We start from the raw sequence: 19,796 nt of genomic DNA on the forward strand, positions 1-19,796 counted from the left end.
TTGTCATGGCCGTAGGGCAGCAGGTCGCTGTCCGAAATCCCGATCTTCGCGCCAATCTCCTGGATCGGCTTCTTCTGCGCCTCACGCGCAATCTCGATGTCACTCTTGTAGCTCATGGCAAGGTTCCTGCTGAGTTTGCATACAATCGCCGGCACAGCGATGCCGGTTTCGCGATAGACTTAGCCAATATGCGGCAAATGACGCGCTTGATTTCCGACATTATCCCGCCTTGAAGCGGCGTGAGGTCTCTCGCAGGCCCCTCCTCGGTTCCTTAAAGGAAACCCATTTCCCGGAAAGGGGGCGCTTGCGGCACCCAGGCGCGCTGATCCGGAACAAACAGAGCCAACTCGCTGTCCAGCTCAAGGCTGCCGGGACGTTCCACCCAGGCGGTGATTCCCCGCCGATTCTGTGCCGCAGGCTTGAAGCGGGCGCCAAAGCCTGCGCGGTCCTTCTCGATTTCCCGCCCGGGCAGCACGCAAGGGCGGTTTTCCATGTCCACCGTCAGCGTCACCCCGTCCGGCCCCTGCAGGCGCGAGGACGGCGGCACAAAGGTAAGGTCCGGGATGCCGCGAAGCACGATGGTGGCGCCGAGATGTGCAGGGTTCACGGTCTCCATCCCCATGTCCGCGGCAATCAGCGCCAGCTCCTCTTCCGACAGGATGGTCAACTGGCGCACATTGCGGATTTCGGTGCCCTCGGGATAGAGATTGCGCACCCGCACGCAGGAGGCGCGGTTTTCGCCTTGGTGGCGTTCCCCGGCAATGCCGCCAAAGCCCAGATCCAGCCGTTCCGACGGCACTGCCTGCAGGCCGCTGCCTGCGGGAACATGGCCCAGCCAGGTAATTTGCCCTGTGTATTCCGTTTTCCGCAGCACCGGCATGTCAGCTCTCCCTCGCCAATAAGTCGTTGTGACGGGCGAGCATACAGGCAGAGCAGGCCGGGGCCAGACCGGTTGCGATGCTTTTTTGTGATCCAGGACAGCAAGACTGCAAATAATAACCCCCGGAGGCCAGCGGCTACCGGGGGCAAATTCTTGGGAGATCAGGCGGAGGGCTCTGGCTCCATACCGCCTTCCGGCGGGGTTTTCTTGGGCTTGGCCTTGGGGATCGCGGTGACCGAGGCATTGCCCTGATCCTCGCTGTCATCCTCGTCGTCGCCGGCCTGCGGGGGCTCGCCGTTCATCACCCGCTTGATCTCTTCGCCGGTCAGGGTCTCGTACTCCAGAAGCCCCTGCGCCAGCCGCTCCCACTCCTCGGTCTTGTCCTTGAGGATCTCCAGCGCCTTCTCATAGCCCTGCTGGATGAAGCGTTTCACCTCTTCCTCGATCAGCTCCTTGGTGTGGGCGGACACAGAGAAGCCTGCGGTGTTGCCGGAGTAGCCTTCGTGGGCTTCGGCATAGTCGATGTTGCCGACCTTGTCCGACATGCCCCAGCGCAGCACCATGGCGCGGGCCAGCTGGCTGGCCTGCTGGATGTCGCCGGCCGGGCCGTTGGAGACATGGTCCTCGCCATACTTGATGACTTCCGCCGCCTTGCCCGCCATGGTCATCGCCAGTTTCTGCTGGCACTCATCGCGGTGATAGTTCAGCCGGTCCATTTCCGGCAGGCTGACCACCATGCCCAGGGCGCCGCCGCGCGGGATGATGGTGGCCTTGTAAACCGGATCGCACAGCGGCAGCGCCAGGCCGACAACGGCATGGCCGGCCTCGTGATAGGCGGTCTTTTCCTTCTGGTCCTGCGTCAGCACCATCGAGCGGCGCTCGGCGCCCATCATCACCTTGTCCTTGGCGGATTCGAAATCCTCCATGGTGACAAAGCGGCGGCCGACGCGGGCGGCCATCAGCGCTGCTTCATTGACCAGGTTGGCCAGATCGGCGCCGGAGAAACCGGGGGTGCCGCGGGCGATGATGCGCAGGTCCACATCCGGGCCCAGCGGGGTCTTGCGGGCATGCACCGCCAGGATCTTCTCGCGGCCCTTGATATCGGGGTTGCCGACGGTGACCTGGCGGTCAAAGCGGCCCGGGCGCAGCAGTGCCGGGTCCAGCACGTCCTTGCGGTTGGTGGCCGCCAGGATGATGACACCCTCGTTGGCCTCAAAGCCGTCCATTTCGACCAGCAACTGGTTCAGGGTCTGCTCGCGCTCGTCATTGCCGCCGCCATAGCCGGCGCCGCGATGGCGGCCCACCGCATCGATCTCGTCAATGAAGACGATGCAGGGCGCGTTCTTCTTGGCCTGCTCGAACATGTCGCGTACGCGAGAGGCGCCGACGCCGACGAACATCTCGACGAAATCGGACCCGGAGATGGTGAAGAACGGAACCCCGGCCTCGCCCGCAATGGCACGCGCCAGCAGCGTCTTACCGGTGCCCGGAGGGCCGACCAGCAGCGCGCCCTTGGGGATTTTGCCGCCCAGGCGCGAGAACTTCTGCGGGTTGCGCAGGAATTCGACGATCTCTTCCAGCTCTTCCTTGGCTTCGTCGATGCCCGCCACGTCGTCAAAGGTGACGCGGCCGTGCTTCTCGGTCAGCATCTTGGCCTTGGATTTTCCGAATCCCATGGCGCCGCCTTTGCCGCCGCCCTGCATCCGGTTCATGAAGTAGATCCAGACACCGATCAGCAGCAGGAACGGCAGCAGCGTGATCAGGAAGGACTGGAAGCCCGACTGCTGCTGCTTTTCTGCCCGCACCGGGATGTTCTTGTCGATCAGCAGCGAAGTGACTTCGGCATCGCCCGGCTTGATGGTGACGTAGTTCTGCCCGTCGGTCGTGGTGTAACGGACCTGTTCGCCGTCCAGCGTGACGGTGCTGACCTTGCCGGTCTCCACCGAACTGACGAAGTCCGAGAATGTGCGTTCACGGCTCTGCATCGTGCTGCCGGAACCGCTGAACAGATTGAACAGCGCCAGAATCAGCAGAAACAGAACAACCCAAAAGGCGATATTGCGAGCGTTGCCCAAGGAAAGTTCTCCCTATCAGTAAGGCGCACCTCTCAGGCCGCCTGCGTTGTGCTTAAAATAAGGATCATTCGAGCAGGTTCAATGCGATAAAAGGGACGCAAAGAACTCTTCTTCGTTTGCCGCCGGTTCCGCCGCCCAGCCGTTGGCCATTCCGGCAACCGGCGCAGCGATCAGCTCGGGCCCGCGCCACACCGCCGGGCTGGTCTCCAGAACGGTGCCTGGCACGCCGGTTGCGCGCCAGGAAGGGCAGTTGAACAGCCCGTCGCGCCCCAGGGCGCGCACTTCGCAACCCTTTGCATCGCCTCCGAAAACCTTCCACCGGTCATCCCAGACCTGGCCGGGCAGCGCCGTGATGCGCTCGACCGCCTTGGCCTCCCGGCAGATCCAGATCTGCTTGGTGGTTGTCAGCAGATGGCAGCCCGAAACGGTGGCCGCGCCGCCGCCGCGCGCCGCCAGGACCGCGATCTCCATCGGCACCCGGCGCGGCGGATAGGGGGTGCCCGCCACCCATTGAATCGCCTTGACCAGCAGTCGGTAGCCGGTCTCGCTGGGCAGGGTGCGGAACTTGCGCTGGCACAGAACCACTGCGCCGGCCTGCACATGCGCCATGTCGCGGGCGGCCAGGAACACATACCAGTCCAGCGCCTCGCGCGCCTTGCTCATGTTTTCCGCAACCCGGGACAGAACCGTCGGCGTCAGCCCCAACGGCGCCAGCTCCGCCAGTGCGCGGCGCGCCCTCACCCGCTCATACCGGATATCGCTGTTGCTGGGGTCATCGCACCATTCGATGCCGCGCTCCTGCAGGTACTGGCGCAATTCGCGGCGGGTCACTTCCAGCAGCGGCCGCAGCAGGGTGACGCCCTTGTGGACACGGCGCGGCGCCATGCCGGACAGGCCCGCAACACCCGCCGCCCGCGCCATCCGCATCAGCAGGGTTTCCGCCTGATCATCCGCAGTATGGGCGACACAGAGGATGGGAATGCTGTTGCGCTTGGCCCAGCTGCACAGCAGTTCATAGCGCGCCTCGCGGGCCTGGCTTTGCAGGTTGCCCTTGCCGGGGCCGTCCTCCCAGCGGATCACCTCATGGGCAATCCCCAGCGCTTCAGCCGCCTCGCCTGCCCAGCGGGCTTCAGCCGCCGCTTCCGGCCGCAGCCCGTGGTCGATGGTGGCAGCAAAAAGCTCAACCGGCTCATCCTTGAAGGCCTCGTGCATCAGATGCATCAGCGCCATCGAATCGCTGCCGCCGGACAGCGCAATGCCCAGCCTTCCGGTCTGCGCCGATTGGAACTGACTGCGAAGCAGTCCCAGGATATCGCGCCGCACGCCTGTCAAGAACAGCCCAGCTTGGCCATTTCTGCAGTGGCGTCAGCTTCCTGCGCAACACCCGGAAAACGCACGCCGACTTCGGACAGCGTGACACAGGCCTGGTCGGTCTGGCCAAGGCGGCCCAGGGCGGCGCCCAGTTCGAACAAGGCCCTGGGGGCCACCGGGCCGGCAGAATTGCCGGTGAAGGCCGCCAGATAGGCCCGTGCCGCTTCGCGGGTGTCGCCCAGCCCGTCCAGCGCCTTGCCGCGGCTGAATTCAGCTGCGGGCGCCAGCGGGCTGCCCGGATAGGCCTGGTTGAAGGCCGCGAATTTCTCCGCAGCGTCCTGATACAAACCTTCGGCCAGCAGCGTTTCAGCAGCGTCAAAGTCGGCCTGCTCGCCAACCGCCAGCTCACCGCCTGCCGCCCCGCCGCCAACGGCGCCCGTGCCAGGCACGCCCGCACCGTCCAGGGCGGCCGGTCCGCCAATCGAGGGCAGCTCACCGCCGCCCAAAGTGGTGGTTTCCTTCAGCGCGCCGACATCGCCGCCTTCCAGCTCGACCAAGCGGAACTCCAGATCGCCGATCCGGTTGGTGCCATCGGTCACGATCCGGTCGATCCGGTGCCCCAGCTCCTCGGTCTGCAGGGTCAGGCGCTGCAATTCGCTCTCAATCGCGGCAACCCGGTCCAGAACCGTATCGCCAGACACATCCACCGATGGCGCAGCAGTCGTCGACATCTCACGCTTCAGCCGCTGGATCTCGACATGCAGAACGGTCAGCTCCTGGCGGACGTCTGCCAGCGTCTGCTGGTCCTGCGCTGCCAGCGGCAGCGGCAGCAGAATCACGGAGGCCAAAAGAACAGTGCGCAGGCGTCTCATGGCTTTACCCCGTCAGGCCGCCGGCCAGCACGGTGACCGCACGGCGGTTCTTGGCATAGCAGGCCTCTTCCGAGCAGATTTCCAGCGGGCGCTCCTTGCCGTAGCTGACCACCTTCATCCGGTGCCCCGCAACCCCTTGCGAAATCAGGTATTCCCGCGCGGCATTAGCGCGCCGGGCACCCAGTGCCAGGTTGTACTCGCGGGTGCCCTGCTCATCCGCGTGGCCTTCGATGGTGACCACATAGTCGGCGTTCTGGGTCAGCCAGCGCGCCTGGCCCTGCAGAATGCCCTGCGCCGCGGGCGACAGGGTCGACTGGTCCACTGCAAACAGCACGCGGTCGCCAATGGTCTGCTGGAAATAGGCCGGGCTTGCCGGATCCAGCGCCCCCGCCCCCAGTCCGGCGCCTGCGCCGGCACCGCCGTTTGCCGTGTCATCCCACCGGTTGTTGCTGCAGGCCGCCAGGCCCAGAACGGCAACAGCCGCTACTGCCAATTTCAAACCGCTCATATCGTCTGCCTATTCCTTTTGCGTTTCTTGACCGGAAGTTAACACATGCCCGGATCAGGTTCTATGCGGGTATCCCCGCCAAATTAATACTTTCAATTCTGCAGCGGCGACCAGGCCGGATCCGACGCCCCGTCCGGCGTCTTCACCGGTTTCAGGTTGCGCCCGGTGATGTCCACCGAATACAGCAGCGCCCGCCCGGCGCTGCCCTGGCTTTCACGGGTGAACATGATCACCCGGCCGTTCGGCGCCCAGGTCGGCCCCTCGTCCAGGAAGGAAGCGGTCAGCAGCCGTTCCTCGCTGCCGTCGGTGCGCATGACGCCAATGTGGAACCGGCCCTTGTTCTGCTTGGTAAAGGCGATCATGTCGCCGCGCGGCGACCACACCGGCGTGCCGTAGCGCCCCTGGCCGAAACTGATCCGCCGCGCCTCGCCGCCGCCTGCAGGCATCACATAGAGCTGCTGGCTGCCGGAACGGTCACTTTCGAACACGATCTGGCTGCCATCCGGCGAAAACGACGGCGCCGTCTCGATCGAGGGTGCAGAGGTCAGCCGGGTCTTAGCGCCGGTGTTGATATCCATCGAAAACAGGTCGGTGTTGCCGCCCTGGGTCTGCGAGTAGACAATAGTGCGACCGTCCGGTGCAAACCGCGGCGCAAAGCTCATGGTGCCGTCGCCGCTGGACAGCACCTTGCGCTGCACTTGGCCCACATCCAGCACATGGATCTGCGGAAACCCGCTCTCATAGCTTGTGTAGAGCACCCGGTCGCCGGTGGGCGAGAACCGCGGCGCCAGCACGATCGAAGCGCTGTTGGTCAGGTACTGCACATTGGCGCCGTCGTAATCCATCACCGCCAGCCGCTTGCGGCGGTCGTTCTTTGGGCCGCTTTCGGAGACATAAACCACGCGGCTGTCGAAATAGCCGCTTTCGCCGGTGATCCGGCTGTAGATCGCATCTGCCACTTTATGCGCCATCCGCCGCCAGCCGTCGGTGGTGCCGGTGAACTGAAGGCCGGTGCCCAGCTCCTTTTCGGCAAAAACGTCGTGGCCGCGGAAGCGCACTGTCAGCTGGTTGCCGTTCACGCTGACCGCGCCGGTGATCAGCGCCTGCGCGTTCACCGCCTTCCAGTCGGCATATTTCACCGGGCTGTCGAACCCTGTGACCTTGGAGATATGGGCGCTGGCCGGCACTTCCCGGAACAGGCCGGTGCCGCTCAGGTCCGCCGCGATCACCCGCGCGATCTGGGCGGCATATTCCGACGCCGCCGGGGTTTCGGGCACGAAATCCGGCACCGCATAGGGCAAGGGTTCGATCACGCCCTGGTCGATCTCGATTCGGAGCGGGCCATCCTGAGCCATGGCCGCGCCTGCCCCTGCCGCCGCCGCGGCACCGATCAGAAGAGCTGCCAGTATTTTCCTCATTTGATCCGCATCCTTTCAGGATTGAATGTCATCTCAATATCACGCCATTGCGCGTATTTTTCAGGGGGAAGCTGAAACCCCCTCACCCCGCAGCGGATAATCGCCCGCCGGGCGGCCTCATAAGCCTGTTTCGCCGCCGAGGAAGATCCGCCGGTGCTCGACAGCATCCGGATGGAGCCGGTGTCAGGCTTGCCGTCCTGCGCCAGCGACACGCTGACGACAACCGTGGTCTTCAACGCGTCCGTCGACAGCGATCCCACGTTCCAGCAGCGCGAGACTTCGACCCGCAGCGCATCCTTCTCGCCCAGGGTCAGCGGCGGGCCCGAGGGTTCCGGCGCCACAACATCGGCGCCGCCGGCCAGCGCTTCGGCGAGCGCATCCGCCACCGCAGAAGAGGTGTCAGACTGCTGCGTCTTCGCGGGCTGCTCCGGTTCCGCGGACTGCGCCGCTTCGGTCACCTGCGGCTCCGGCTCCGGCTTGGGCCGGGCGGGCCGGGTCTTGGGGCGCTTGGACACGGCCGGCGCAGCAGAGGCCGCGACATCCTCGCCCTCGTTCTCCTCGGTCACGATCCGGTCATTGGCCGCTTCCCGCGCGGTGGCTTCCTGTACGTCCTGCTCGGTCTCGGCACCTTCCTCCGGCGCGACCTCAGGCTGGACAATATCGTCGATCTTCGTGTCCGGCTCCGGCGGTGCCACCGGCTCCGGCGCCACACGGTCAACCGGGCGCGGCGCCGTTTCGGGGCGCAACTGCGGCACCAGCGAGGCCACTTCCGGCTCTTCCGCGGCAGAAGGCAGTTCAACAGGCACGTCCGGCTCCGGCTGCGGTTCCGGGCGATCTGTCACCTGCGGGTCCGGCGCCGCCGGGGCAACCGGTTCGGGCCGGGCAATCTCCGGTTCCGGATCGGCCTGCGGCTCCGGATCCGGCGCGGGCTGCACCGCGGCGGGCTCATTTAGCGGCGCAGGCTCCGGCGCCACTTGCGGCGCCTGGCGCTGCTGGCTCAGCTTCTCGAACTGCTCGGCGGAAATCAGCGCCACCTGCTGCACGTTGGACGGCAGGGGTTCGGACGGGAACCAGGCGCCGAAGACAACCCATCCCATCAGCAATCCGTGCCCGGCAAGAGAGATCTTGGTTCCGGTCTGCACCGTCCGCGTCCCCGCCTACTGCCCCGTGCTGTCAGCTTGCCGCCCGTCCAAGGCCGGGCCGCCGGTATCAGTGACCAGCCCGACGTTGGAAAAACCGCCCGCGTTCAGCGCACCCATCACCTGCATCACGTCGGCATAGGCAATCCGCCCGTCAGCGCGCAGGAACACCCGGTCCGAGGTCCGCTCTGCCGCAATCGCCCGCAGCTTGGGCAACAGTTCGTCGCGCGCCACCGGCGTGGTCTGGATTTCCACTCCGCCCCCGGCGGTCATGGTGACGGTCAGCGGCTCCTCCTCATCCCCGGGCAAGGCTCCGGCTGCGGTCTTGGGCAGCTCCACTGGCACGCCCACGGTCATCAGCGGTGCGGCCACCATGAAGATGATCAGAAGCACCAGCATGACGTCCACAAAGGGCGTCACGTTGATCTCGGACATCGGCCGGCCGCGCCCGCGGCGGCGGCCCCGGCGGCGGTTGCCGCCGCCTGAAGGCTGCTGGACAGCGGCACCCATGGCGTCAGGAGTCCAGCTGGCGGCTGAGGATGGTGGCGAACTCATCGGCAAAGGCCTCATAGCCGCCGATGATGCGGTCGCTGTCCGCGCTCAGCTTGTTGTAGAAAACCACCGCCGGGATTGCCGCCAGCAGCCCCAGGCCGGTTGCCATCAGCGCCTCTGCAATACCGGGCGCCACCACCGCAAGGTTGGTGTTCTGCTGCTCCGCAATCTCGATGAAGGCGGTCATAATGCCCCAGACGGTGCCGAACAGGCCCACAAACGGCGCCGTGGAACCCACAGTTGCCAGCACCGACAGCCCGCCCTGCAGGCCCTCGGTCTCCTTGGCGATGGCGACATCCATCGACCGGTCGATGCGCGCCTGCGCGCCGGGGATCAGGCCGCCGTCGCTGCGGTGGCTGCGGCGCCACTCGCTCATGCCGGCCGAGAAGATCCGCGCTGCCTGGCCGGAGGGTTCGGCCCCCAGCCGTTCAAACAGCTCATCCAGCGGATTGCCGGACCAGAACGCCCGGTCAAAGGCATCCGCTTCCCTGCGGGCAAGACGGTAGTTGATGGTCTTCTGGATGATGATCGCCCAGGACCAGATCGAGGCCCCCACCAGCATCAGCATCACAAGTTTCACGGTTACGGTGGCCCGCGCGAAAAGGCCCCACATGGAGAAATCAATCTCCTGCGCCAGCGCCAGAGTTTCTGCTTCCATTCGCCTGCTCTACGGTTTTCCCGGCCGTTTATCCGGCCTTATTTGGCAAGACGCTAGCGCAGTTCAATGGCAAAGGCCAATAAAACAGGCGGGCAGGCGCCAATTGTTACCGCAATGCGCGAATCTCTGCCGGAAGCCGGGCCGGTTTGCCGCCCGCGGTGATGCATACGATGGTGACCTGGGCGCGGAACAACGGCTGGCCGTCGCGCGTGACTTCCTGATTCAGGATCATCCGCGCCGGTGTGACGTTGTGCATCGTGGTGGTGACCAGCAGCTCCTCGTCGAACTTGGCAGGCGCCAGGTAATCCGCCTCGATCCGGCGCACCACATAGATCAGGCCGGCCTCGCGCATGGCGTTCTGATCCACTCCGATACCGCGCACCCAGTCGCTGCGGGCCCGTTCAATGAACCGCAGGTAATTGGCGTGATAGACGATCCCGCCCATGTCAGTGTCCTCGTAATAGACCCGGACGGGGAATTGGTGGTTCATTGCCTGCTCCTGTTTTCCGGCGGGAACTTATTGCAACTGGCAGAAAACCAACAGCGGTTTGTGCGCCAGCAACCGCCCGGCTGCAGCCCGGGCCGCGTCATGCTGCAAGCATGCCTCCGGCATGACCCGCCTCTATGGGGCGGCGCGATTGCCCCCCCCCCGCGAGACTATGCGGCCCTAATCGCGCAATCAGCGCCTCAGCGCATACTCCGCCAGCACATCATAGCGCGCACCACTTGGCGCCAGCGTGGACTGGAACAGGGCAAATGCCTCTGCTGCGCACTCCAGCCGGAAATCCGCCGCCTCTGCCAGATACCGTGCGATCTTTTCCACCTGCCCCGCCTCCAGATGCCGGGGAAAGCGTGCCAGCGTCACATGCGGACGGAACCGTTCGCGGGGCAGCTCAATCCCGGCCTGCCGGCAGGCGCCGCGGATCTGGCCGCGCAGCCCGGTCAGCTCAGGCGTCTTCTGCACCTCAGCCGCCAGCACCCGCGGCAGCTTGCCGCCAAAGGTGTCCAGCCCACGGAAGGTCAGCGTCAAAGGCGGCACGCTGATCTCCGCCAGCATCTGATGCAGAGCCTGCAGCGCTGCCTCCGGCTGGTCATCCAGGAAGGCCAGCGTCAGGTGCATGTTCTCTGCCGGCACATGCCGCCCGGCGGTCAACCCTTCTTGCACACGTTCCAGCGCGTCCAGGGCTGCATCAGGCAGGGGCAGGCCAACGAAGGCCCGCATCAGGACTGAGGCTGCTCCGCCGCCGGCGCCTGCAGGCGCGCAAACAGGCGCAGGGCGTGGGATTTGTCCTGTGCCGCCACCGGCATCATTCGGTCGTAAGCCGCCGCGATCACGCCGGCGATCTCAGGGCGCAGGATGGTGGCGCCGGTTTCTGGCAGCACCGCCAAGGGCGAGGCCTCCGCAAAGGCGGCATCGCCCCACATCAGCGCCACCTGCACTGCCTGGGTCAGTGCCAGCGTCTCGGCCGGCATCTGCGCCATCGTGCCCTTCATCCGCAGGAATACAAACGCCGCCTTGATGCCGCCTTGTTCGTCAAAGCGGAAGGCGCGGTACTGGCTGGCGTCCGATTCCTTCAGCCGGGCGACCAGCGGCTCAAGCCCAGGTATCAGCCGGTCCAGATCCGGCACTTCCAGCAGCTCGTCCCATTCGCGGAAGAAGAAGAACATCAGGTTCGAGCCCAGCTCCGGATCGGTTTCGGCCATCTGGTGGCCCGCTAGCGTCATAACCGCCTCCAGAGCGCCCTTGATGGTTTTGAGGGTCTCGTCCTGCACCCCGAACACGATCGGCGCCACCGGCCGCCCCCAGCGGGCAAAGGCGTAAGAGCCGTCATTGCGGGTGAACAGGGCTTCGATCTGCTCCGGCGTCAGGTCTGGCAGCTGGGCGGTCATATGGGTCTCCTTGATCCTGCCCCGTCTATGCCGCCTGCGCCGCGCGGCGGCAAGGGGTCGGCTCCCGCGCGTGTCCGGCCGCCTGGTTGCGCCAGGCCGCCGGAACCAGCCTTGGGCCCGACGCCGCTGGCGCGGCGCGGCCCACTTCCTCTTGCCCAAAATATCCCCGCCGGGTGCCGCGCCGCACAGCGGCGCGGCACCCACACGTATAGGGCACCACCACTTATTGCAGTGCCCGCCGGTGTTACCCGAACAAGTCGTTCTGGCCGCGCGGCGGCGCCATTCCCAGGTGGGTCCAGGCTTTTTGCGCCAGCATCCGCCCGCGCGGGGTGCGCTGGATCAACCCCTGCTGCAAGAGGTATGGCTCGATCACCTCCTCCAGCGCGTCGCGGCTTTCGCTGAGGGCTGCCGAGATCGTCTCGATCCCCACTGGGCCACCGCCGTAGTTTTCTGCAATCAACTTCAAATAACGACGGTCGGCGCCGTCCAGACCCAGCTGGTCCACCCCCAGCCGCGTCAAGGCGCCGTCGGCCAGCTCCCGGGTGATGGTTCCATCGCCCTCGACCACCGCAAAATCCACCACGCGGCGCAGGAGCCGCCCGGCGATCCTGGGGGTGCCGCGGGCGCGCCGCGCGATCTCGCGGGCACCGGCGTCATCTGCCGGCGCGCCCAGCTTGCGGGCGTTGCGGCTGACAATCTCAAAGAGCTCATCAATGGTGTAGAACTGCAGCCGGGTCGGGATGCCGAAGCGGTCGCGCAGCGGCGTGGTCAGCAGGCCCATGCGGGTTGTGGCGCCGACCAGGGTGAAGGGCTGCAATTCGATGCGAACCGTGCGGGCCGCCGGGCCTTCGCCAATCACCAGGTCCAGCTCGAAATCCTCCATCGCCGGATAAAGCACTTCCTCCACCGCCGGGTTCAGCCGGTGGATCTCGTCGATGAACAGCACGTCGCGGGCCTCAAGATTGGTGAGGATCGCCGCCAGATCGCCCGCCTTGGCCAGCACCGGACCGGAGGTCATGCGGAAGTTCACCCCCAGCTCGCGCGCCACGATCTGCGCTAAGGTGGTCTTGCCGAGGCCCGGGGGCCCGTGGAACAGCGTGTGGTCCATCGCCTCGCCGCGGCGCCGGGCGGACTCAATGAAGACGCGCAGGTTGGCGCGGGCTTCGGCCTGGCCGATGAATTCGCTGAGGCCCTGCGGGCGCAGGGCGCGGTCGTTGTCTTCCGGCAGCGGCTCGGGGCGCAGGGCGGGGTCGGCGTCAATCATGTCAGTGTTTCCGCAACTAGAGGGAACGCGGTAAGGGCAGCGCCCGTCCCGGCGGGGCAGGAAGCGATGCGCCCGCCCGTTTTGCCGGAGGCAAACCTTCGGTTTGACGGGGGGCGGGAAGGGCGCTGCCCGGTCTCTCGGTCGGGCGTGACATCCGATATCCGCAACAACTTAGTCACCCCTTCGGCGCGAGCAGGCGCAGCGCAGCGCGGATCAGTTCCGGCTCATCCGCATCCGGATAGGTCGCGGCGGCTTCGGCCACTGCGGCAGCGGCATCCGACGGCCCGTAGCCCAGATTGCCCAAAGCCGACAGCGCCCCGGCAGAGGCAGCGGCTGCCCCTGAGGGCTTCTTCGGAGGCGCCTTGCGGGCCGGTTTGGCGGCGGGTCCGGGATCGGCGTCATCAACCACCTCCAGCCCCGGGCCGTCCATCGCATCCACAACCGTGCCGCCCATTGCCATCACGCCGGGCGCCTTGTCCTTGAGGTCCAGCACGATGCGCTGCGCGGTCTTGGGACCGACGCCCTTGGCCGCCTTGACCGAGGCCCAGTCGCCCAGCGCAATTGCGCGGCTCACCCCGTCCGGCCCCAGCGCGCCGAGGATGGCCAGCGACACCTTGGCACCCACGCCTTGCACCGAGGTCAGCAGGCGGTGCCATTCCTTCTCCACCAGCGAGGTGAAGCCGTATAGCTGCATCAGGTCCTCGCGCACAACCATGTCGGTGTAAAGCGCGATGGCCCCCCCCACCCCGGGCAGCGCGGCCATCGTGCGGTCGGAGCAATAGACGATATAGCCGACGCCGCGCACGTCGATCAGCACGTGATCCTGCGCCCGGTAGTCGAGGCGGCCCGTCAGTTTGCCGATCATGCGCGTTTCTCCCTCAATTGGCGCTGCTGGGTGCCTCCGTAATAGGCGTGGCAGATCGCAATCGCCAGCGCATCCGCCGCATCGGCGTTTTTCGGCAGGCAGCCCGGCAGCTGCAGCTTGACCATGTGAATGATCTGCTCCTTCTCGGCATGGCCGACACCCACGACCGTCTTCTTGACCCGGTTCGGGGCGTATTCCCCCACCGGCAGGCCGGCCTTGGCCAGCGTCAGCAGCGCCACGCCGCGCGCCTGGCCCAGCTTCAGCGTGCCGGCTCCGTCCTTGTTCACGAAGGTCTGTTCGATCGCCGCCTGATCCGGAGCGAACTCTTCGATGATCTCGGATACCTGATTGTGCAGCGACAGCAGACGCTCGCCCAGATCATCGCCGTCGGAGGTGCAGACGCCATTAGCAATATGGCTGAGCCGGGTGCCGCGCGATTCGATCACGCCCCATCCGAGGTTCCGCAACCCCGGATCAATTCCCAAAATCCGCATGATGTGCCCGGTCCCTGCCCGCTGGTTCAGAATTATTTTTTCCACGATTAGCACAAAACGCGAACATGTCCAATTGCTTTCGCCGCTGGTCCGATACCGCACAGGCCGCAATTCCGGCCTGGAAACGACCCATTGCAGAGGCAGGAGCGACATTTTCGCGTCAGTTCCGGCAGCCGCCGCAAAGCCCTTGTTTACATAGAAAATAGCTATGCACACAGCGCATATGACACATGCAATTTCATGCCTTGCCGCGCAAAAATTTCGCCACTAGATGCCGGCCATCGCAACACCGCGACGGATGCTAACAGCTAATCAGAGGACACGGATATGGCCGCATTTGATACCACCCGCACCACCTATGGTTCCACCGGCCTGTTTGGCCGTTTCGGCGACCTGTTTGCCGCTGCTGCAGGCGCATTCGCCGCCTGGAACGACGCGCGCGCAACCCGCAACGCCCTGTCCGGCCTGTCCGACCGCGAGCTGGCCGACATCGGCATGTGCCGCGGCGACATCGAGAACGTTGCCACCGGCAAAACCGTCCTCTGAGCTTCTCCCCTTTACCGCCCTGCCTCCTCCCTCGGGGCGCATAGGGAAACGCCGCGGACCCTGCAGGGCCGCGGCGTTTTTTATTGCCTGGCCGCCGCCGGTTTGGCGCGGGCACGAAAAAGGCCGCTGCCCCCCGCAGCGGCCTTTTCCAGCCCCGGTAACCGCCCCTTGCTCAGCGCAGAACCGGCCCGATGTTCTGGGCGATAAAGACAGAAACAGGATCCGCCTGCATGATGTAGGCGCCGGCACGCTCAACCACGCTGCCGGCGGCGAGCGTCCTGACGCGCTCGTCATAGCTGCCAAAGCCAAGCGCAGCCATCAGGAACCCTTTGAACAGCAGAAAGAATGCCGCCAGGAACACCAGCGTGCGCGCCGAAATCCGGGATTGCACCCGGTGCGGCTTGATTACCAAAAGCCCGTCCGGCCGCATCTTTGCGGAATAGCCTCCGGACATGGCCATATGCTTGCGGTTGATCTGCTGCAAGCGCGACTGGAACTGATCACGATGTTCGCCCATTACGAGCCTCCGAACTGGCCCCCACCAGCGGGTAGCCCATCATTGGCTAAAAATGGGGCGAAATTGCGGCAAGCCCCTCAAATTTGCCGCAAACTTGATTCAATCAGCCCGCTTTACGGAGAAGTAACGTTGTCCATTCACCAATTTCCTCCCGGCGCGCAAGATTGGCGTCGTTCTGTGCATAAACACTGACCACGTCGTCGGCCTGCTCATTCAGGATTCCGGAGAGAATCGCATAGCCGCCGGGACGCAGATTCGCGGTCAGGTCAGGAGCCAGGGCAACCAGCGGCCCTTTCAGGATGTTGGCAAAAATCAGGTCGTAGGGCGCCTGCGCCTGCAACTCTGGGTTGTCAAAACCCGCCGCCTCCAGACACGCGACCTGGCCTTCCATGCCATTGGCCTTGAGGTTGGCCTCGGCCACCTCGACCGCAACCTCGTCGATGTCGCTGGCCAGGATGGCGCCATCCCAGACCCGGGCGGCAGCCATCGCCAGCACCGCGGTGCCGCAGCCGATGTCGGCCACCTTTTCGCCGCGGAAGCCCTGATCCAGCAGATGGTCCAGCGCCTTGAGGCAGCCGAGCGTGGTGCCGTGGTGGCCGGTGCCAAAGGCCATCGCCGCCTCGATCAGCAGCGGGATCTTGTCCGTCGGCACCTTGTCGGCGTCATGCGAGCCGTAGACAAAGAACCGGCCCGCCTCGACCGGCGCCAGCTCGCGGCGCACATGGGCGACCCAGTCGGTTTCCGGCACCTCGGAGACAACAAAGGGCTTGGCGTCATGCATCGCGGCCAGCAGTGCGAGGCCTGCCTCGTCGGGCGCTTCAGTGAAATAACCGCCAACCTCCCACAGGCCGGAGCCGTCCTCCATTTCAAAGACGCCGATGCCGGTGGGTTCCGGGATGAGCCGCTCCATGGCTTCGCCGAGCGCTTCGGCCTGAGCTTTTGCGGTGAGCGTGGTGAGGGCGGTGTATGTGGGCATGGCGTTGCTCCTGAAACTGTTGCCAAGCGCCTAGGCTGCCGCGGGCCCCGCGTCAAGCGCCCGGCTGGCGGCAAGCCAGGCAACGCCCACGCTCATCCTGTGCACAGAACCTCCCCCCTTGGCGGGGCGGCAGGGTCATTCTGCCGGCGCGGGGCGGGTGTATTTGCTGAAGATGGTCTCGTTGCCCGGTTCCGGGTGGCGCGGGATCAGCAGCGACAGAGACAGCGACACCAGCGCCATCGCGGCTGCCAGGGCAAAAACCAGGCCCGGTTCATAGACCCAGAGAAGGCCCAGCAGCACCGGCAGGAACACCGCGGCGATGTGATTGATGGTAAAGGCCACGGCGGCGGTGGGGGCAATGTCACCCGGGTCGGCGATCTTCTGGAAATAGGTCTTGAGCGCCAAGGCCAGGGCAAACAGCACATGGTCGACCACATAGAGCACAGCCGCAATCACCACGCCCCAGCCGAACCAGTAGATGCCGCCATAGGCCGCAAAGACGATGGCCAAGCCTGCGTATTCGAAGATCAGCGTGCGGCGCTCGCCAAAAGCGGCCACGGCCTTGCCCAGCACCGGCGCCACGGTCATGTTGATCACCAGGTTGACCAGGTAAAGCCCGGTCAGTTCATGCACCTCGAAGCCGAATTTCTCGACCATCATGAAGCCTGCGAAGACCACGAAGATCTGCCGCCGGGCGCCCGCCATGAACTGCAACGCGTAGTAGAGCCAGTAGCGCTTGCGCAGGATCAGCTTTTTGGTCTGCGGATGCGGCGCATCGAACTGCGGGTAGGCCAGAAGTGCGAACATCGCAATGGCCGCAGTCAGCCCGCCTGCGGCCAGGAACACGGTGTTGTAGCTGAGGCCCAGGCTTTCCCAAGTCAGCACGATCAATCCGTAAACCACCAGCGTTGCCGCCGATCCGGCCGCAACCAGCCAGCCCAGCGTCTGCGGTGCCCGGTCCTTGGGCAGCCATTGCAGCTGCAGCGACTGGTTCACCGTCTCGTAGTAGTGGAAACCGATGGAGCTGAGCAGAGTCACCATCAGGAGACCGCCAAGCGAAGGGAACCAGGCGGTGACGGCGGTGGCCACGCCCAAGAGCACCAGCGAGATCAGCCCCAGCACCTGCTCGCGCACGAACAGGATCACCGCGATCACACCGACGGCCAGAAAGCCCGGGATTTCCCGGACCGTGTGCAACAGGCCGATGTCGGCGCCGTCGAAATTGGCGGCTTCGATCACGAAGTTGTTGAGCAGCGCGCTCCAGGTGTTGAAGGCAATCGGCATCGCCAGCGCCATCAGGAACAAAAGCGTCACCGGGCGGCGCCAGAACGGGAGGCCCTGGGCCTCGGAAAGGGGCATCGGTTTGAACATGAGCAAGGGTTTACGCCTGTTCCGCCGGTCTGGCGAGGGGGAAAACCTGCCTGCACAATAAGCTCCGCATCAGCGCGCAGATGCGCCCCAAGCGAGGCTCCGCCTCACGCTCCGGGATATTTGCGGCCAGATGAACAAAGGTTTCGCTCTTCATCTGGCTAAAAGTATCCTGGGGTGAGCGCCGAGGGCGCGAGGGGCAAAGCCCCCTGTCTGTTTTCAGAAAAAGCTCTGCGGATCGATGTCGATGCTGAGGCGCAAGTCGCCCTTGAGGCGCAGCGGCGCGGTCCAGCGGGCCAGCGCCTCCTGCAGCGGCACGCCTTTCGGCGCCTTGACCAGCAGACGCACCCGGTGGCGGCCGCGGACCCGGGCGATGGGGGCGGGTGCGGGGCCGAACAGCTGGGCGCCGATCTGGCGCAGCGGGCCGTCGTTGCGAGCCATGGCGTTGCCAAGATCAAAGACCGCCGCCAGATCCGGCCCCGACAGGATGATCCCGGCCATCCGCCCGTAGGGCGGCACGCCTGCGGCTTGGCGCTCGGCAGCTTCGGCCTTCCAGAAGCTTTCCTCATCGCCTGACAGAATGGCGCGGATCACCGGGTGCTCGGGCTGGAAGGTCTGCATCAGCGCCTCGCCCGGGCGTTCGGCGCGCCCTGCCCGGCCCGCCACCTGGCGCATCAGCTGAAAGGTCCGCTCCGCCGCGCGCAAGTCGGAGCCCTGCAGGCCCAGATCTGCGTCGATCACCCCCACCAGCGTCAGAAGCGGGAAGTTGTGGCCCTTGGCCACCAGCTGGGTGCCAAGGATGATGTCGGCTTCGCCGGCGGCGATCTCCTCGATCCTCTGCTTCAGCGCGCGGGCGGAGCCAAAGAGGTCGGAGCTGAGCACCGCGATGCGGGCCTCCGGAAACAGGGCGGTGGCTTCCTCCGCCAGCCGCTCGATGCCGGGGCCGACGGGGGCCATCTTGCCCTCTACCTCGCAGGAAGGGCAGGCCTCCGGCACCGGTTTGGTCTCGCCGCACTGGTGGCACATCAGCCGCTTCATGAAACGGTGCTCGACCATCCGCGCGTCGCAATGGTCGCAAGCCACCTGCGCGCCGCAGGCGCGGCAGATGGTGACCGGGGCAAAGCCGCGCCGGTTGAGGAACAGGAGCGATTGCTCGCCGCGTTCCAGGCGCAGTTTCATGGCCTGTTTCAGGGTCGGCGAGATCCAGGTGGAGGGCAGCAGGTCTTCTGACCGCATATCCACCGCGCGCATCTCCGGCAGAACCGAAGCGCCGAAGCGGGAGGTGAGGTCCAGCCGGTTGTACTTGCCGGCCTCGGCATTGGCCCAGGTCTCGAGCGACGGCGTGGCCGAAGCCAGCACCACCTGCGCCGAGCACATGGCTGCGCGCAGCACCGCCATGTCGCGGGCGTTGTACAGGACCCCGTCCTCCTGTTTGTAGGAGGTGTCGTGCTCCTCATCGACGATGATCAGGCCCAGATCGCGGAATGGAAGGAACAGCGCCGAGCGGGCGCCGATCACCAGCTGCGCCGCCCCCTGCCCGACCATTTTCCAGACCCGGCGGCGTTCGGTCATGGTGGCACCGGAGTGCCACTCGGCGGGTTTGGCACCGAACCGGGCCTCAACGCGGGTGAGGAATTCGGCGGTCAGGGCAATTTCAGGCAGCAGCACCAGCGCCTGCCGCCCAGCGCGCAGGGCGGCGGCGACGGCCTCGAGGTACACCTCTGTCTTGCCGGAACCGGTGACGCCTTTCAGCAGCGTGGTGCCATAGCGGCCGCTGTGAACGGCCTCGGCCAGCACAGCGGCGGCCTTCGCCTGATCCTCGGTCAGCTGCTTGGAGGGCAGTTCCGGGTCGAGATGCGGATAGGGCAGATCGCGGGGCGCTTCCTCCTCGCGCAGGGCGCCTTGCTTGACCAGCCCCTTCACCACCGAGGGTGTCACACCGGCCATTTCGGCGAGCTCCTTGGGCGTGAAGGCGAGACCGCCATACTCCTCCAGCACCTCCAGCACACGGGTGCGGGCATCGGTCATCCGGTCCGGCACACCGTCGCCCCGGCGCAGGATCTTGCGCATTGAGGGCGGATCGGAAAGCCCCGGCGCGCGGGTTGCCAGCCGCAACATCGCGGGCATCGGGGTCAGTGTATAGTCGGCGGCCTTGCCCAGGAACTGGCGCATCTCTGTGCGCATCGGCGCCACGTCCAGCACCCGGATCACCGAGCGCAGCTTGGCCGAATCGAATTCTCCGGCACCCGGCCCCCAGACCACGCCCAGCACCTTGCGCGGGCCCAGCGGCACCTCGACATAGGCCCCCAGGTAACAGCCGCCCTCCGGCGCGCGGTAATCCAGCAGCCGGTCAAGGGGCTGCGTGGTCAGAACCCCGACCCTTTCGCCTGCCTGAAAGAACTCCTGCCCGCTCATACTGCTGCCCATGTTGCCGCCCGTATTCCCATGAGGTAAAGGCTGTGG

The 19,796-nt window shown here is 65.7% G+C and carries 21 protein-coding genes; 1 reads left to right on the plus strand and 20 read right to left on the minus strand.

Annotation, left to right across the window (positions count from 1 at the left end; translation table 11 throughout):
- From KUW17_RS20880 to ruvC, 16 genes are all read right to left on the minus strand, one after another.
- Window positions 1-116 (minus strand): formate--tetrahydrofolate ligase (locus KUW17_RS20880; RefSeq protein WP_222477505.1); only part of this gene is annotated, 116 nt, incomplete at its 3' end.
- Window positions 117-271: 155 nt separating this feature from the next.
- Window positions 272-880 (minus strand): MOSC domain-containing protein, encoded by a 609-nt coding sequence (locus tag KUW17_RS20885; protein ID WP_222482245.1) that lies wholly within the window; start codon window positions 878-880, stop codon window positions 272-274.
- Between the two features lie 161 nt (window positions 881-1,041).
- Window positions 1,042-2,955: an ATP-dependent zinc metalloprotease FtsH gene (gene ftsH, locus KUW17_RS20890; protein ID WP_222482246.1), complete on the minus strand. Its 1,914-nt coding sequence runs from the start codon at window positions 2,953-2,955 to the stop codon at window positions 1,042-1,044.
- Between the two features lie 78 nt (window positions 2,956-3,033).
- Window positions 3,034-4,287 (minus strand): tRNA lysidine(34) synthetase TilS, encoded by a 1,254-nt coding sequence (tilS, locus tag KUW17_RS20895; protein ID WP_222482247.1) that lies wholly within the window; start codon window positions 4,285-4,287, stop codon window positions 3,034-3,036.
- Window positions 4,284-5,138 (minus strand): tol-pal system protein YbgF, encoded by an 855-nt coding sequence (ybgF, locus tag KUW17_RS20900; protein ID WP_222482248.1) that lies wholly within the window; start codon window positions 5,136-5,138, stop codon window positions 4,284-4,286. Before ybgF ends, tilS begins: the two co-directional genes overlap by 4 nt.
- A 4-nt stretch (window positions 5,139-5,142) precedes the next feature.
- Window positions 5,143-5,646 carry a peptidoglycan-associated lipoprotein Pal gene (pal, locus tag KUW17_RS20905; protein ID WP_222482249.1) on the minus strand — a complete coding sequence of 168 codons (504 nt, stop codon included), beginning with the start codon at window positions 5,644-5,646 and terminating at the stop codon, window positions 5,143-5,145.
- A 92-nt stretch (window positions 5,647-5,738) separates the two neighbouring features.
- Complete coding sequence (gene tolB, locus KUW17_RS20910) at window positions 5,739-7,064, minus strand: Tol-Pal system beta propeller repeat protein TolB (RefSeq protein ID WP_222482250.1); 1,326 nt, start codon at window positions 7,062-7,064, stop codon at window positions 5,739-5,741.
- Complete coding sequence (locus KUW17_RS20915; protein ID WP_222482251.1) at window positions 7,061-8,206, minus strand: energy transducer TonB; 1,146 nt, start codon at window positions 8,204-8,206, stop codon at window positions 7,061-7,063. Before KUW17_RS20915 ends, tolB begins: the two co-directional genes overlap by 4 nt.
- A gap of 15 nt (window positions 8,207-8,221) precedes the next feature.
- Window positions 8,222-8,713 carry an ExbD/TolR family protein gene (locus KUW17_RS20920; RefSeq protein ID WP_222482252.1) on the minus strand — a complete coding sequence of 164 codons (492 nt, stop codon included), beginning with the start codon at window positions 8,711-8,713 and terminating at the stop codon, window positions 8,222-8,224.
- Between the two features lie 4 nt (window positions 8,714-8,717).
- Complete coding sequence (gene tolQ / locus KUW17_RS20925) at window positions 8,718-9,413, minus strand: protein TolQ (RefSeq protein WP_222482253.1); 696 nt, start codon at window positions 9,411-9,413, stop codon at window positions 8,718-8,720.
- 106 nt (window positions 9,414-9,519) lie between these two features.
- Window positions 9,520-9,903, minus strand: coding sequence for a tol-pal system-associated acyl-CoA thioesterase (gene ybgC / locus KUW17_RS20930; RefSeq protein ID WP_222482254.1), 384 nt, complete (start codon window positions 9,901-9,903; stop codon window positions 9,520-9,522).
- Window positions 9,904-10,092: 189 nt separating this feature from the next.
- Complete coding sequence (gene thpR / locus KUW17_RS20935; protein WP_222482255.1) at window positions 10,093-10,635, minus strand: RNA 2',3'-cyclic phosphodiesterase; 543 nt, start codon at window positions 10,633-10,635, stop codon at window positions 10,093-10,095.
- Window positions 10,635-11,303, minus strand: a complete 669-nt coding sequence (locus KUW17_RS20940; RefSeq protein ID WP_222482256.1) for a hypothetical protein — start codon at window positions 11,301-11,303, stop codon at window positions 10,635-10,637. The genes thpR and KUW17_RS20940 overlap by 1 nt, the downstream gene beginning before the upstream one ends.
- 244 nt (window positions 11,304-11,547) lie before the next feature.
- Complete coding sequence (gene ruvB, locus KUW17_RS20945; RefSeq protein WP_222482257.1) at window positions 11,548-12,567, minus strand: Holliday junction branch migration DNA helicase RuvB; 1,020 nt, start codon at window positions 12,565-12,567, stop codon at window positions 11,548-11,550.
- 175 nt (window positions 12,568-12,742) lie between these two features.
- Window positions 12,743-13,432, minus strand: a complete 690-nt coding sequence (ruvA, locus tag KUW17_RS20950) for a Holliday junction branch migration protein RuvA (protein WP_222482258.1) — start codon at window positions 13,430-13,432, stop codon at window positions 12,743-12,745.
- Window positions 13,429-13,926 (minus strand): crossover junction endodeoxyribonuclease RuvC, encoded by a 498-nt coding sequence (gene ruvC / locus KUW17_RS20955; protein WP_222482259.1) that lies wholly within the window; start codon window positions 13,924-13,926, stop codon window positions 13,429-13,431. The genes ruvA and ruvC overlap by 4 nt, the downstream gene beginning before the upstream one ends.
- 327 nt (window positions 13,927-14,253) lie before the next feature.
- Here ruvC and KUW17_RS20960 point away from each other — a divergent pair, with 327 nt between their 5' ends.
- Window positions 14,254-14,472: a DUF1127 domain-containing protein gene (locus tag KUW17_RS20960; RefSeq protein ID WP_222482260.1), complete on the plus strand. Its 219-nt coding sequence runs from the start codon at window positions 14,254-14,256 to the stop codon at window positions 14,470-14,472.
- A 172-nt stretch (window positions 14,473-14,644) separates the two neighbouring features.
- On the opposite strand, the gene KUW17_RS20965 is transcribed toward KUW17_RS20960, so the two are convergent.
- The 4 genes from KUW17_RS20965 to KUW17_RS20980 form a co-directional block, all read right to left on the minus strand.
- A complete protein-coding gene (locus KUW17_RS20965; RefSeq protein WP_222482261.1) occupies window positions 14,645-14,989 on the minus strand; it encodes a hypothetical protein in 345 nt (114 codons plus the stop codon).
- 103 nt (window positions 14,990-15,092) lie between these two features.
- Window positions 15,093-15,965, minus strand: coding sequence for a 50S ribosomal protein L11 methyltransferase (locus KUW17_RS20970; RefSeq protein ID WP_222482262.1), 873 nt, complete (start codon window positions 15,963-15,965; stop codon window positions 15,093-15,095).
- A gap of 135 nt (window positions 15,966-16,100) precedes the next feature.
- A complete protein-coding gene (locus tag KUW17_RS20975; RefSeq protein WP_222482263.1) occupies window positions 16,101-17,336 on the minus strand; it encodes an MFS transporter in 1,236 nt (411 codons plus the stop codon).
- Window positions 17,337-17,552: 216 nt separating this feature from the next.
- Entirely contained in the window at window positions 17,553-19,748 is a 2,196-nt protein-coding gene (locus KUW17_RS20980) for a primosomal protein N' (RefSeq protein ID WP_222482333.1), read from the minus strand.
- Window positions 19,749-19,796 lie beyond the last annotated feature (48 nt).

It is taken from the genome of Leisingera aquaemixtae, from assembly GCF_019801145.1.
Classification (GTDB): domain Bacteria; phylum Pseudomonadota; class Alphaproteobacteria; order Rhodobacterales; family Rhodobacteraceae; genus Leisingera; species Leisingera aquaemixtae_A.